The organism is Clostridium sp. YIM B02500 (assembly GCF_022324665.1).
GTDB lineage: Bacteria > Bacillota > Clostridia > Clostridiales > Clostridiaceae > Clostridium > Clostridium beijerinckii.
The window spans coordinates 1-15,066 of record NZ_JAKGTE010000049.1; the positions used below are offsets into that span (position 1 = coordinate 1).

General features: G+C 30.2%; 12 protein-coding genes. 2 read left to right on the forward strand and 10 right to left on the reverse strand.

Annotated features, from left to right (window positions below; genetic code table 11):
* The 3 genes from L1S46_RS24460 to L1S46_RS24470 form a co-directional block, all read right to left on the reverse strand.
* On the reverse strand, positions 1-211 hold a 211-nt coding region (locus tag L1S46_RS24460), incomplete at its 3' end, for a transaldolase family protein (protein WP_274596965.1).
* A 238-nt stretch (positions 212-449) separates the two neighbouring features.
* Positions 450-1,136 (reverse strand): L-ribulose-5-phosphate 4-epimerase, encoded by a 687-nt coding sequence (locus L1S46_RS24465; RefSeq protein ID WP_012060611.1) that lies wholly within the window; start codon positions 1,134-1,136, stop codon positions 450-452.
* A gap of 135 nt (positions 1,137-1,271) precedes the next feature.
* Entirely contained in the window at positions 1,272-2,345 is a 1,074-nt protein-coding gene (locus L1S46_RS24470) for a GntR family transcriptional regulator (RefSeq protein ID WP_012060612.1), read from the reverse strand.
* Positions 2,346-2,907: 562 nt separating this feature from the next.
* Between L1S46_RS24470 and araA the strand changes: the two genes are divergently transcribed.
* On the forward strand, positions 2,908-4,377 hold the full coding sequence (araA, locus tag L1S46_RS24475) for an L-arabinose isomerase (protein WP_012060613.1): 1,470 nt from the start codon (positions 2,908-2,910) through the stop codon (positions 4,375-4,377).
* A 196-nt stretch (positions 4,378-4,573) separates the two neighbouring features.
* Here araA and L1S46_RS24480 read toward each other — a convergent pair whose 3' ends face one another.
* The 7 genes from L1S46_RS24480 to L1S46_RS24510 all read right to left on the reverse strand — a co-directional run bounded on the left by L1S46_RS24480 (position 4,574) and on the right by L1S46_RS24510 (position 13,558).
* On the reverse strand, positions 4,574-6,343 hold the full coding sequence (locus L1S46_RS24480) for a sensor histidine kinase (RefSeq protein ID WP_238901224.1): 1,770 nt from the start codon (positions 6,341-6,343) through the stop codon (positions 4,574-4,576).
* Positions 6,344-6,608: 265 nt separating this feature from the next.
* Positions 6,609-7,616: a galactofuranose ABC transporter, permease protein YjfF gene (gene yjfF, locus L1S46_RS24485; RefSeq protein ID WP_238901225.1), complete on the reverse strand. Its 1,008-nt coding sequence runs from the start codon at positions 7,614-7,616 to the stop codon at positions 6,609-6,611.
* Entirely contained in the window at positions 7,613-8,653 is a 1,041-nt protein-coding gene (locus tag L1S46_RS24490; RefSeq protein WP_077855839.1) for an ABC transporter permease, read from the reverse strand. The genes yjfF and L1S46_RS24490 overlap by 4 nt, the downstream gene beginning before the upstream one ends.
* A 1-nt stretch (position 8,654) precedes the next feature.
* Entirely contained in the window at positions 8,655-10,172 is a 1,518-nt protein-coding gene (locus L1S46_RS24495; RefSeq protein WP_238901226.1) for a sugar ABC transporter ATP-binding protein, read from the reverse strand.
* Between the two features lie 103 nt (positions 10,173-10,275).
* On the reverse strand, positions 10,276-11,283 hold the full coding sequence (locus L1S46_RS24500) for an ABC transporter substrate-binding protein (protein WP_023973858.1): 1,008 nt from the start codon (positions 11,281-11,283) through the stop codon (positions 10,276-10,278).
* A gap of 123 nt (positions 11,284-11,406) precedes the next feature.
* Positions 11,407-12,354, reverse strand: a complete 948-nt coding sequence (locus L1S46_RS24505) for a substrate-binding domain-containing protein (RefSeq protein ID WP_238901227.1) — start codon at positions 12,352-12,354, stop codon at positions 11,407-11,409.
* Between the two features lies 1 nt (position 12,355).
* On the reverse strand, positions 12,356-13,558 hold the full coding sequence (locus L1S46_RS24510; protein WP_238901228.1) for a response regulator: 1,203 nt from the start codon (positions 13,556-13,558) through the stop codon (positions 12,356-12,358).
* Between the two features lie 337 nt (positions 13,559-13,895).
* On the opposite strand from L1S46_RS24510, the gene L1S46_RS24515 reads away from it, so the two are divergent.
* On the forward strand, positions 13,896-14,951 hold the full coding sequence (locus tag L1S46_RS24515) for an aldose epimerase family protein (protein ID WP_238901229.1): 1,056 nt from the start codon (positions 13,896-13,898) through the stop codon (positions 14,949-14,951).
* The last annotated feature ends 115 nt before the right edge of the window (positions 14,952-15,066 follow it).

Sequence of the window (15,066 nt, forward strand, 5' to 3'; positions counted from 1 at the left end):
TTCCTTCTTTTATCATTCCTTCAGCATCTTCACTTACAACTTCTCCACTTATTGGTCCATCAACTATTTCTGTTATTTCCTTAATAACTTCATTGAAGTCTCTTCCTTCTTTTGCTATTAATGATGGATTTGTTGTTACACCACATATTACTCCCATTTCATTTGCTTCTTTAATGTGTTCCACATTTGCTGTGTCTAAAAAAAATCTCATTTCCCTAACATCTCCTCTTTATATATTTTGTTTGTTATTTAGCAACAAACTATTATTTGCATATTTACCTTCCATTTAATATTTATGTTTCATAATATTAAATTTAGACATTTTCTTTTTTAACTTCAATTTTATACGTCACTTTTTAATTCATACTTATTAAGGAGAATTTACAAAGGAGTTCCAATTGCTGATTAAAAATTCTCCTTAAAAATATGTTGGTTTATACTATGATATCTTATTGTCCATAATATGCATTCGCACCATGTTTTCTAAGATAATGTTTATCTAAAAGGTGCTGTTTGACACCCTTTACATCTTTGTTTAAAGTCATTGTCTTATATGCCATTTCAGCAACTTTATCTAATACTACTGCATTGTAAACTGCTGAATTAGCATCTTTTCCCCAAGCGAAAGGGCCATGGTTTTTAACTACAATAGCTGGAACTTCTAATGGATTTTTATCTCCAATAGTTTCAACTATTACATTTCCTGTTTCTTTTTCATATTCTCCACTAATTTCTTCATCTGTTAGATCCCGAGTACAAGGAATATCCCCATAAAAATAATCTGCATGTGTTGTCCCAAAAGCTGGTATACTCATTCCTGCCTGAGCAAAAGTTGTTGCCCAATCTGAATGAGTATGAACAACGCCTCCAACACTCGGATAAGTTTTATACATAACTAAGTGAGTTGGAGTATCTGTTGAAGGTTTATACTTTCCTTCTACAACATTTCCTTCTAAGTCTACAACTACCATATCTTCTGCTTTCATGGTATCATAATCAACACCACTTGGTTTTATAACTACTAATCCAGTTTCTCTATCGATTTCACTAACATTTCCCCAAGTGTAGATTACAAGACCTTTTCTTTGAAGTTCCATATTAGCTTCATAAACTTTTTCCTTTAATTTCTCTAACATTTAAACACCCCTATCTGCTTGTTGTATGTATGTACGTACAAGCGTACATAAAAAAATAATATCTAAATATATATCATTAAAGTTTATCTTTGCTCCAGTAACTCAAAATCAAGTCATCTAAAGCAAAGATAAAATTTAAACTCTAGAACAAGAATCTCTAACAATAAGTTCAGCACTGTATGTGTATTGAGGCTTATCTATTCTTCCCTCAATCATATCTATAATGCATTTGGCTGCTCTTATTCCCATTTCTTCTTTCGGATGCTTTATTGTTGTAAGTTTAACACCTGATGAAACTGCTAAACTAGAATCATCAAAACTTACTATTGATAAATCTTTTGGTATCTCTATATTTTCTTTTCTACAATTATCTATTACCTTCAAAGCAACCTTATCATTATAGCAAACAATTGCGGTTGGTTTTTCTTCAAGATTTAAAATCTTCTTTATAAACTGGTCTATATACATCTCTTGATTATCAGTTATATATTCTCCTACTATACTTTTGTTAAAACTCAAGTCATATTCGTTTAGGGCCTTTATGTAACCCCTTCTTCTCTTTTCACCTTGTAAATCATCTGCTTTAAATAATGCAGCTATGTTTCTATGACCAAGTTCTAATAAATAATTAGTGAGCTTGTACCCTCCCTGCTCATCATCTACTACAATATATGCAGAATTTTCTTCATCACAATTAGCATTTATCGCAATATATTTTATATTGTTCTTTTCTAACTTTTTAATGCTATCATGATGCAGGTTATTTATTGTACTTTGTGCTGGTTCAACTATTAGTCCTGATATATCTTGGTTTATGATATCCTCAAAACATCTTCTTTCATTCTCAATGTCGTTGTTACTATTAAATAATAATAAATTATATCCCTTGCGTCTTAATTCTTCCTCTATACCTGATATAATTTTAGGAAAAATATAATCTGATATATAAGTTGTAAGAACAGCAACATTTTTTTTAACTTCATTAGTTTTTTTGTTAGAGTAAAAGCTTCCTTTTCCTCTTTCTTTGTATATCCAGCCTTCTTGTACTAAATAAGTAAGAGCTTGTCTTACAGTATGCCTACTTACATTAAATAAGTTGGCTATTTCATTTTCGGAAGGTAATTGGTCTCCTGCTGAAACCTTGTTTTCTTCTATTAGGCTGATATAGTAATTTTCTATTAATTCGTGCTTTGTTTCAGCTTCTTTCATCTTTTTCAACTACTTTCATCAAATAACTATGCAATAACTCCTTAAAATATAAATCGATTTCTTTAAAAGTATATTTTAAAAAGTTGTACGCACTTGATGATTTGATTATATCTCTATTCCCTATATATATCAATAGTTTTTTCTAAAATTTATTTAAACACCAAGGTTAACCATACATCATCTACTCTAATAATTTTTATCATAATCTCAAATATAAATTTCACCGCAAGGCTGTCTTTACCTAATTTAAACCATAATAATGTTTATCTGGAAAGTTAATATTTTTTATTTTTTTCATTTTGCATCTTGTATGTACAACATTATTGTATTATAATAAGCTTGTACATACATCAAAAACTTGTTTGTACTCATGAAAAGGTATACTAAATTTAGATAAGCATTTTTATTTATCCAATAGCTAGCATCCGTAGTACTCCATCTTCTTAAGTGAGAGATAACGGCCGCAAGCTCCTGGACTAGGTGCCCCTTAAGGGTATAAATTCAAGGTGGAGTTAAAATTCCACTTAAAAAGTTTCACTTTATATATTAGGAGGAATGTTAAATGTTAAAAGTAAAAAATTATGAATTTTGGTTTATTACAGGAAGTCAACATCTATATGGTCCTGAAGTAATAGAGCAAGTATCTGATAATTCAAAGATAATAGTTGATGAATTAAACAAAAAGGATTTACCTTATAAAATAGTCTTTAAAACAGTTGCTACTGATTCTCCTTCAATTAGAAAAGTATGCAACGATGCTAATAACGATGAAAACTGTGCTGGTATAATTACTTGGATGCATACATTCTCACCAGCTAAAATGTGGATTCATGGTTTAACTGAACTAAGAAAACCATTACTTCATCTCCATACTCAATTTAATAAAGAAATTCCTTGGGGAACAATTGATATGGACTTCATGAACTTAAACCAAGCAGCTCATGGAGATAGAGAATTTGGATATATTGGAGCTAGACTTGACATAGCTCGTAAAATAGTAGTTGGTCACTGGACAGATGCTTCTGTTTCTGCTGATATAGCTAAATGGATGGCTCCTGCTGTTGCATTTACTGAAGGACACAGTATTAAGGTTGCTCGTTTCGGAGATAACATGAGAAATGTAGCCGTTACTGATGGTGATAGAATAGAAGCTCAAATTAAATTTGGTTGGATAGTTGATTACTATGGAGTTGGTGACCTAGTTAAATCAATGGATGCAGTTACAGAAGATCAAATAGATGAACTTATGGCTGAGTACTCTAAATTATATGATATAGATCCTAAAGCTTCTATAGACTCTATCCGTGAACAAGCTAAAATTGAAATTGGTTTAAGAACTTTCTTGGATGCAAGAGGATATACAGCTTTCACAACTAACTTCGAAGCACTTCACGGAATGAAACAGCTTCCAGGTCTTGCTGTTCAACATCTAATGGCTGAAGGTTATGGCTTTGGTGCTGAAGGAGATTGGAAGACTGCTGCACTTCTTAGAGCTATGAAAATCATGGCTAGCGGAAAAGGTACAGGATTGATGGAAGATTACACTTATAACATGGATTCAGAAAATGGATTGATTCTTGGTGCACATATGCTTGAAATATGTCCAACACTTGCTGCAACCAAGCCAGTTATTGAAGTGCACCCACTTGGAATTGGAGGCAAAGAAGATCCAGCTCGTTTAGTATTTAAAGGTGCTTCTGGTCCAGCTGTTGCTGCTTCATTAATTGATATGGGTAACAGATTCCGTTTAATTGTTAATAGTGTTGATTGTGTTGAAGTAACTGAAGATATGCCTAACTTACCAGTAGCAAGCGTTCTTTGGAAACCACAACCATCATTAAAAGAAGGTGCTAAAGCATGGATTATGGCTGGTGGTGCTCACCATACTAGCTTCTCATTCTATGTTGATGAAGAACAATTATTAGATTGGGCTGATATGGTTGGAGTTGAATGTGTAGTAATTAATAATGACACTAAACTTTCAACATTCAAAAACGAACTAAAGTTTTCTAGTACCGCTTGGAAATTCTAATTAATAGTGCTATAAATCTTATTTATATAAAAGTGGTAAATATTGATTGATGATTTTAGAATATATTTCATTAACCTTCCAGAAAGAAATAATAGACTCTCTACAATCCTAATATTTGCCACTCCCCTTATTTGATAAAATATAAATAGGTAAAATCCGATATTCGGATTTTACCTATTTTCATTATTACCTAATATTATTCTGGCTCAATTATTGGATGTCTAAGCTCAACAATTGTCCCCTCTCCAAGAATACTTCTGTAGACTAACCCATACTCATTTCCATGTATAAGCTTTATTCTTTCATTTACATTAAAAATTCCATATCCAATCTGATTCTTATTTCCATCGTTATTATTAAGCATATTATTTATTTTATTTAATATTTCTTCATCCATACCTTTTCCATTATCAGCTACAGTAAAACATAATAAATTATTTTCAATTTTTCCTGTAATTAAAATCTTCCCATTGCCACGCTTTTCTTTTATTCCATGGTAAATTGCATTTTCAACAAGGGGCTGTAATATTAATTTTATTAACTTATAATCAAGTATTTCTTTATCAAATTGAATTTCGTAATCAAGCTTGTCTTCATATCTTATTTTCTGAATAATTAAGTAGCTTTGTACATGACTCAGTTCTTCTTTGACACTTATTATTTCTTTTCCTTTACTTAAGCTTATTCTAAGCAAGTTAGTAAAGGCTTCTATTATCTCCACTATATCTTCTTCATCATGTTCTTCTGCCATCCACCTTATCGTATCTAAAGTATTATACATAAAATGCGGCTTGATTTGAGCCTGTAAAACATTCATTTCAGCCAGCCTTTTATTTTTTTCTTCAATTTGTACTAATTTTATAAGATTATTTATTTCTCTTACCATGGTATTAAAAGAGCCGCCAAGTTCCCCTATTTCATCATTATACTTAGCATTGAATGATACTGTTAAATCTCCTTCTTGAGCTTTTCTCATTAACCTTTTTAATTTTTGAATTGGATTTACAATAGATCTTGTAAAGATTATAACTAAAATTTCAGCTATTATTAATGCCAAAATAGCTACCACAAAAGAATAATATCTTATATATTTAATAACTCGTAAACTCTCACTTTCAGGAAATACTCCAATTGTTTCCCATCCTGTATATTTTGAATCAATCTTTGTCAATTGATAATTTTCTCCATTAATATTTTTTATTATTATATCGTTGTTAATATTCTCTATCCATTCATTTTTAATTCTATATACTATATTATTAACAGGAGTATAAACAATCTCTTTGTTCATATCCATAATATAAATAAAACCCGCAGTTCCTGGTCTTGAATTCTCAATAATCTTCTTGATGGCATCTAATTTTATATCAATAAGTATTACACCTTTTATTTGGTTAGTAGATGAATCCACGACAGCTTTAGACATGGAGAAGACTTCATCAGCAGAATAGCGAAAGATATTATCAATGTTCCTACCTATTGGTTTAGTAAATAGGTGTATAGTTTCAGGCTTATTATAAGCCTTTGTATACCACTCTTCATTATATAAAGGATCTCTTGATACTCTGTTCATTACATCACTTATATAACCACCATTAGTGTTTACTACCATTATTCCAGCTATTTCCGGATTGAATTTAACAAAGTTATAAATAGATTTATACGCTTCGTCTTCAATATCAGTATCTTCAGATTTATTATCATTAAGGAATTTTATTATTCTAGGATCGATTGACATATAATTTATAATGTTTTCAGTATTATTAACATAAGATTCAATATTGCTATTTATTTGTTTTATTATTTGATTAGTGTTTTCATTTTGTGAAAAGTTAATTGAATCTTTATATAGTAAATTTCCCAAAGTAGTAATAGTAACAGTAACAATGAGGATTACTCCAAAAAAATAAAATATGAGTTTATCCCCTATGCTCTTATTCATAAAATATGTTTTTAAACTATTCACCCTATACCTCCAAAACATTTGTATAAATCATATCTATCATCCACAAATTAGCACATCTATATTTCAAGTTTTATTATTACTATACTTATAATTATCAAGCCTATATATTAAATTATAGCCCAAACTACCAATACTTGGCATATATATTTATTTAAATATATTACATTAGTTCAAAAATAAAATGAACATTTGTGCCTTCTTATTTTAAAAGATCATACAAATGCTCATTTTATTATATTAATCCATATTATATTATTTAGTTTGATTAAGAAGATGAAGAATTTTTTCGCTTTTCATCTCTAATTACAATAATTCTCTGCAATACAATAAATATGAACAATAACATTCCAACCGCTATTTTAGTCCACCATGAATTTAGTGTTCCATCAAACATTATAAGACTTTGAATAATTCCTGTAGTTAATACACCAAATAATGGTCCAATTATATTCCCATATCCACCTGTTAATAATATACCTCCGATTACACATGCTGCTATGGCATCCATTTCCATTCCATTACAATGAAGACCATAACCTGAAAGGGTATATATTGTAAACAATAAACCACCTAAAGATGAACAGAAACCCGAAAATGTATATACAAGTATTTTTGTTCTTTCCACTGGTAATCCCATTAATTTAGCTGAATTTTCATTTCCACCAATTGCATACACGGTTCTTCCAAACCTAGTAAACTTCATCATATAAAATGCAGCAGCGACAACTATCAGGCTAACGATAACATTAATTGATATAAAGGCATCTGGTAATATTGATATTCTATATGATGAGATTTCTGTAAAAACTGGATTATCAATTATAATTGTATCAATGCTTATAATATAACTTGCTCCTCTTGCAAAGAACATTCCTGCAAGTGTAACTATCCAAGGATGTAGTTTAAACTTTTGAATCAAGATACCCTGAACTGTTCCAAAAATAATTCCAACAATAAGAACTATTAGCATTACTAAAAAAGGATTTACTCCTTTTTGCAATAAACTTGCTGTAATCATACTTACAAAAGCTATCATTGATCCAACTGAAAGATCTATTCCACCAGTTAATATTGCAACTGCTTCCCCAATTGCCACCACTATTAAATATGCATTATCAATGAACAAGTTAGTAAATACTTGTGCTGATAAAAAACTTTTATATAATACTGATCCTATTAGAAATAATCCTATAAATAATGCGATTGTAGCATAAATTGCAATATAATCTTTGTTTATCTTAAATGCGTTCTTCTTTCCTATTAGCTTATTCATGCTTTAATCACCTCTTTTTCTTTTAGATTGATTTTTGTATTTTTCTTTATCTTAAGAATTTTTCTAAATTCAGGAGATTGAATTATACATACAACTATAACTACTATCGCTTTAACAACTAGTGTAATTTCAGGTGCAACACCTAAGCTATAAATTGTTGTAGTTAATGTTTGTATGAACAATGCCCCTACAACTGTCCCTGAAAGATAAAACCGTCCTCCTGCCATAGACGTCCCACCTATAACTGTTGCAAGGATTGCATCCAATTCTAACCACAAACCAACATTATTAGCATCAGCACTTTTTATATTAGCGCATAAAATTATTCCTGCTATTCCTGCTAACATTCCACATATAACATAAAGTGAAAATACAACTTTCCTAGATTGAATTCCTGCGAATTTACATGAATTATTGTTAACTCCTATAGACTCAATAAATAATCCTAGAGCAGTTCTCCTTATTAAAAAATACATAATTAATGCTACCGCAATAGCTATGAATATTGCTATAGGAAGCAATATGTAGCCTGTCCCTATAAATATGAAATCCTTATTAGTAAAAGTTAATATTTGTCCTCCTGTTATAAGTTGAGCGACTCCTCTACCAACAATATATAAAATTAATGTTCCAACCATTGGTTGTACTCCTATATACGAAACTAAAAACCCATTCCATATTCCACATATAAGTCCACTAATTATTCCTATTGCTACTGCTAATGGAACTGAACCTCCATCAACTATTACAGTTGCAGAAAGAGCTGCACTTATTGCAATTATTGATCCTACGGAAATATCAATTCCTTGAGTTGCAATTACGAGAGTCATTCCTAAAGATATCAATATTAATGGAGCTGCACGGTTTAGTATATCTATAGTATTTCCAAATAAATGCCCGTCTTTCATACTTATGCTTAAGAAACTTGGTGTCATTATAAAATTAAACAAAAGTAATATTATTAAGCTTGTTAATGGCCAAAATATTTTAGCATTATAAATTTTAAGGAAAAAAGTTTGTTTCTTATTATTTTCCATATTATCTAGCACCTCCCGCTATAGTTTTCATGATATTAGATTCCTCTATTTCATTTCCAACTAGTTCTCCGATAATATTTCTATCTCTAAGGACAATTACTCTGTCACAACATTTAACTACTTCTGGTAGCTCTGACGAAATAAACAAAATTGTCATTCCCTGCTTAGCTAATGCTAATATTAATTCTGTTATTTCACCTTTTGCTCCTATATCAATTCCCCTTGTTGGTTCATCTAAAATTAATAATTGCGGTTCTGTTGCGAGCCATCTTGCTAATATTACCTTTTGTTGGTTACCACCACTTAAGTTACTTATCTTTTGCTCCATACTTGGAGTTTTGATTCTAAGTAAATCTATATATTTTTGTGAAATTTCTTGTTGTTTTTTCATCGGCAAATATTTAAATATTCCTCTATTAGCTTGCAATGCTAATATTATATTTTCTCTTATTGTTAGATCGCCAACTATTCCTTCAACTTTTCTGTCCTCTGGGCAAAAACCCAAACCTTCCTCTATTGCTTTTTGAGGATAAATATACGAATAGTTTTTTCCATTTATAGCTATATTTCCACTAGTAGATTTATCTATCCCAAATATTGTTCGCGCACATTCGCTTCTACCAGACCCAAGAAGCCCTGCAAATCCAAGAATTTCCCCCTTCTTGATTTCTATATTAAATGGATTTATAGTTCCAGACCTTCCAAAATTATTTGTTGATATTAAATTCTCTCTCTGTTCATCATTAACTACTTTCTTTGTTCTTGTACCTTTTTCTATCTCACTATAGTCTTTACCAATCATTTTAGAAACTAATTCTATCCTAGAAAGTTTGTCTGCATCATATGTTCCAACCAACTCACCATTTCTAAGTACTGTAAGTTTATCCGAAACCTCATATACTTGATCTAAAAAGTGAGTAACAAATATTATTGACATACCTTCTTCTTTAAATTTTTTCATGATTTTAAATAATTGCTTTACTTCCTTATCATCTAAACTTGATGTTGGTTCATCTAAGATTAATATACCTTGAGATATATCTACAGCACGTGCAATTGCCACCATTTGCTGTACTGCAACCGAATAATTATTTAAGGCCTTCTTTACATCTACCTTTAAATTAAGCCTTTCTTCTAATAGTTTCTCTGCACTTCTATTCATTTTCTTCCAATCTATACTTCCATTTTTCTTAGGTTCACGTCCAATATATATATTTTCTGCAACTGATAGATTTGGACATAGATTTACTTCTTGATAAACAGTACTAATTCCATGACTCTGAGCTTCCTGAGTAGATGATATTTTTATTTCTTTTCCCCTCAATATAATTGTTCCTTCATCTATCTTATAAACACCTGTAAGAACCTTTATCAATGTCGATTTCCCAGCACCATTTTCTCCCATTAGCGTATGGATTTCCCCTTTTCTTAGTGTAAAATCAACATTTGAAAGTGCTCTAACACCCGGAAAGAACTTGCTAATATTTTTCATCTCTAAAACTATATTAGAATCACTCACTTATATCACTCCTCTTGTTTTAACACAATTACAAACATGTACGTACTACATCTTTTTTAACATAAGAGCATGGATTGAATTCCAGCTCTTATGCATACTATCATTAATATTTTCTGTTTGGTAATTCTGCTCCAGCATCTTTTTGTAAGAATTGACTTTCTTTTGAGTTTATAGTTCTTTCAACTTCTTTACCATCTAATATGTTTTTAGCAACTTCAAGTAATTGAGGTCCAAGTAACGGATTACATTCAACAGTTGCATTAGCTTTACCATCAACCATTGCTTGGAATATATCTTTAATACCATCAACTGAAACTATAAATATATCTTTTCCTGGTTTCTTTCCATATTCCTCTATAGCTTGAATAGCTCCCATTGCCATATCATCATTATGAGACCATAGTACATTTATTTTATCACCATCTGATTTTAGAAATGCTTCCATAACTTCTTTACCTTTTGCACGAGTAAAATCTCCAGTTTGTGATTTTATTATCTTATAATTAGGACAATCTTTTATTGCATCATTAAACCCTTGTTGTCTTCCAACCATTGCAGTAGACCCCACTGTTCCTTGAAGCTCTGCTATATTAAGTGTTGCGTCTTTACCGAATTGATCTATTAGTATTTGTGCAGCCTTTTTCCCCTCTGCAACCATGTCTGAACCTAAGAAACATTTATAAAGTGAATCATCTGAAACTGTAACTTTTCTATCAACAATTACTACTGGAATTTTTGCATCCTTAGCCTCTTTAAGTACTGTATCCCAGCCAGTTTCAACAACTGGATCTAAAGCAATTAAATCTACCTTTTGTGCAATAAATGATCTTATGGCTTTTATTTGATTTTCTTGTTTTTGTTGTCCATCAGAAAATTTCAAGTCAAAGTTAGGATCTAATGTTGGAATTGATTTTATAGAGTCAGTTTCTGCTGTTCTCCAACCACTTTCTGCACCAACCTGTGCAAATCCAATTATTTTTTTACTAGATGAATTCGCCGCTGATGTCTTTGCTGAATCGCCTCCACCAGCTCCAGATCCACCGCAGCCTGAAAGCATGCCAATACACAATACAGCACTCGCCATTAATGCCATCATCTTTTTTAACTTCATAATTAATTCCCCCTATATTCATGATTTCGTTTTCATGAATTAATTATATATTTATACTTATAAATTGTATTTGCATTAATCAGCACTTTTGTATACTTTTACGGAATATGGAAATCCATATATTTAATTACTTAGAATATCTTTAGTTATTTTATTGCACTTTAGTAATACTTTTTTAGGAATATCATCTTTCTTGTTCAATATTTTTATTGCATAATCTACTGCTTCTTTTCCTCCAGTCTTGCATGTAAATGTTCCTTGCAATATGCCATTTCTAACAAGGTCTATACCTCCTTGAGGTCCTTCTAAACCGTCAACACCAATTATTTTAATATTTTTTGAATTGGTACTTACGGTAGCGTAATATGCCCCAAGTGCCATATAATCACTGTGAGCAAAAATTATATTTACGTCCTTATCATCTTTCAATATTTCCTCTAATTTATCTTCTGTTTCATTTTTCTGCCAATTTCCTACAATGGTCCTATCTATAGCAATATTTTTATAGTTGCTAATTGCTTCTTTAAATCCATCAGTTATTTCTTTATCTGTACTTGAATCTAATATTCCTTGGACCTCTATAACATTAGCCTTGTTATTGCCAGCTAAATTAGCAATTAGCTCTCCTGCCTGCACTCCTATAGATCTTGTATCAGCCCCTATATATAAAGTATAATCGTATCCATCAACAGCTCTATCCAATAATATAACCGGTAAAGATTCATACGCTTTTCTTACGGTTGGTGTTAGTTCTTTAGAGTTATTAATTGAAACAATCAGTAAATCTGCGCCAAAGTTCATCAAATCTTCTATATCCTCTTTTTGCTTTTCAACATCTCCACCTGCATCCTTAAAAATTATTTTAATATTGCTATGTTTCTTGGCCTCTTCCTGTATTTCTTTATTCATACTTATTCTCCATGGTTCATATAGGTTTGCCTGAGACATACCGATTATAAATGTATCCTTTTTCTGAGAGTTTGTCCTATATAAATAGATTGCAAAAATTATTAGTCCGCATATACAAACTATAATTATAGATAAATAAATAATTTTTCTTTTATTATTCACTCTATTTTCCCCTCTTATATTCCGTTGGCGAAACTCCAACTACTTTTTTAAAAGCTCTACAAAAATAATGTTGATTACTATAACCGACTAGTTCTGCCACATCATAAATTTTGACAGCTGGATCCTCCATGATATACATTGCTTTTTCTATTCTTATTTTAGTAAGGTAATCAATAAAGGATAATCCCGTTTCTTTTTTTAATAATTTACTTAAATATGAGGATGTTACTTCTAATTTATTTGATATATAATTTATACTTAACTCATTTGAATAATAGTTATCTTCTATATACTTGATTGCTAGTAAAACCATAGAACTGCACTTCTTTTTTTCATTAACCCTATTCATTATTTTCATATATTCATCTTTTATCTTAAATACATCATTAAAAACACTTGCCTGCTCAATTAATACATTACACTTTAAATATTTATATATCTCCCTCTGTATTTTTTTTGCAATAGAAATCCACCACCCCATATCATTTATCTTGCTTACTAATATTATATTTTTCTTATCATCATTAAAAATATACTTTAACTCTAAATCTTTAAATCCATCATTTAAAATATTAGCTATTGCAAACTCTAATAATTCAACACTCCAATTCCTAACACTTACTTCAACATTAAGTTTTTCTACAATCTTTATAACCATAATTCCAATATTTCTTCCAAACTCGATATCAAAAAAACTCATCTCCTTTAAAACTTGTTCATCACTTAATTTATTGTTAAACCATTCGCTAAAAAAAGTTTTTTGTAATACTTCCTTATTTTCAGCTAATTGTCTTTTTACCCATTCTAAGTAATTGTTTTCTTTTTCCCTTTCACTAAGTTTATTGGTTACTTTAATTATTATCTCCTCTATGTTCTTTTTACTCACAGGTTTTAGAATGTAATCGAAAACATTAAACTGCAATGCTTTTTGAGCGTATGAAAAATCATCATATCCACTTATTATAATAACAATCCCATTATTGCCAATCTCTTGTAGCTTTTGCAATAGGTCTAAACCGTTTAAGAATGGCATATTTATATCCAATAATATAATATCCGGTCTGTTTTCTTTAATAATTTCTAATGCAATTTCCCCATCTTCCGCTTGCCCTACTATCTCAATACCGAACTCACTCCAATTTAAAATATTCTCAATACCCCTTCTAATTTTAGGCTCGTCATCAGCGATAACTAGTTTCCACATAACTCCTCCATTTATAATATATATTACAATAATAAATTTATATTTAATATTCTTGAGCTAAGGCTGAATTAATATTAAAATATATGAAATTAATTGCAAGATATATTTTTTATTTTGTTACTATAATAATTTTTATTGTTTTAATACTCCATTAATGTAATTATTAAGCATATATTTATATTATTTTAATATATTTCCAAAATAATTTCTAGAAATAATTGTATGTACAATTTTAATGTAATATAATATACTTGTACATACATGAAACCGATATCTTTAATTATGTAAATGTATACTAAAAAATATGTAGTAATTTATTAAATACGGAGGTGTTATCATGGCAATAGAAAAAAATGTTTTCGGAACAATGCCTGATGGAAAAGATGTTTATATTTATACTTTAACAAACTCTAACAAAATGAAAGTTGAGATTTCTACTTACGGTGGTACAATAGTTTCATCTTTAGTTCCGAATAAGGATGGTAAATTAATTGATGTAACGCTAGGATATGATAATTTAGATGATTATTTAAAAGGAGATAAATTTTTCGGTGCCTTAATAGGACGTTTTGGAAATAGAATTCAATATGGAAAGTTCATCCTTAATGATCAAGAATATACTTTAGCTCAGAATGATGGGGAAAATCATTTACACGGCGGCTTAAAAGGCTTTGATAAAGTAGTATGGGATTCAAAAATAGTTGAAGATTCTCCTAATACATTAGAGCTTTCTTATTTTAGCCCAGATGGTGAAGAGGGATATCCTGGTAACCTTAATGTTAAAGTTACTTATGTGCTTACTGAAGATAATGCTCTAAAGATAAATTATAGTGCAACTTCTGATAAAGATACAGTCGTAAATCTTACAAATCATGCTTATTTTAATTTATCTGGTCATTCATCTGGTGACGTTCTTAATCAAAAATTGATGATAAATGCAGATAAGTTTACAGTAAATGATAAATATTCAATTCCTACAGGCGAAATAAAAGAGGTAGCCGGAACTCCTATGGACTTTAGATCATTAACTCCTATCGGCAAAAATATAACTAGTGATTATGAACAAATTGATTTTGGAAAAGGATACGATCATAACTGGGTACTAAATACCGATGGATGTGATAGCTCAAAAGCTGCTCAAGCTGTTGATGAAAATTCTGGAATAGTATTGGATGTTTATACAACCACTCCTGGAATTCAATTTTACAGCGGGAACTTTCTTGATGGCTCAGATGTAGGTAAAAATAAATCTGTTTATAATCGTAGAAATGGATTTTGTCTAGAAACTCAATATTTTCCTAACTCTATAAACTGTAGTAAATTTAAATCTCCAATACTTAGATCTGGAGAAGTATATAAAGATAAAACCATTTATAAATTCTCTACATTATAAATTCTGATATTATAATGCACTAATATAAAAAGGTACTTAACCAATAAACATCCATAGTGGATAATTATGTTTTATGATTTAATTGTTAAACAAGAACTCACATAAAATATGACCA

What these genes read in the sequence shown, in the direction of transcription:
- L1S46_RS24465 (WP_012060611.1), bottom strand. Translation starts at nt 1,136, where the DNA reads ATGTTAGAGAAATTAAAGGAAAAAGTTTATGAAGCTAATATGGAACTT.
- L1S46_RS24470 (WP_012060612.1), bottom strand. Translation starts at nt 2,345, where the DNA reads ATGAAAGAAGCTGAAACAAAGCACGAATTAATAGAAAATTACTATATC.
- araA (WP_012060613.1), top strand. Translation starts at nt 2,908, where the DNA reads ATGTTAAAAGTAAAAAATTATGAATTTTGGTTTATTACAGGAAGTCAA.
- yjfF (WP_238901225.1), bottom strand. Translation starts at nt 7,616, where the DNA reads ATGAATAAGCTAATAGGAAAGAAGAACGCATTTAAGATAAACAAAGAT.
- L1S46_RS24490 (WP_077855839.1), bottom strand. Translation starts at nt 8,653, where the DNA reads ATGGAAAATAATAAGAAACAAACTTTTTTCCTTAAAATTTATAATGCT.
- L1S46_RS24500 (WP_023973858.1), bottom strand. Translation starts at nt 11,283, where the DNA reads ATGAAGTTAAAAAAGATGATGGCATTAATGGCGAGTGCTGTATTGTGT.
- L1S46_RS24510 (WP_238901228.1), bottom strand. Translation starts at nt 13,558, where the DNA reads ATGTGGAAACTAGTTATCGCTGATGACGAGCCTAAAATTAGAAGGGGT.
- L1S46_RS24515 (WP_238901229.1), top strand. Translation starts at nt 13,896, where the DNA reads ATGGCAATAGAAAAAAATGTTTTCGGAACAATGCCTGATGGAAAAGAT.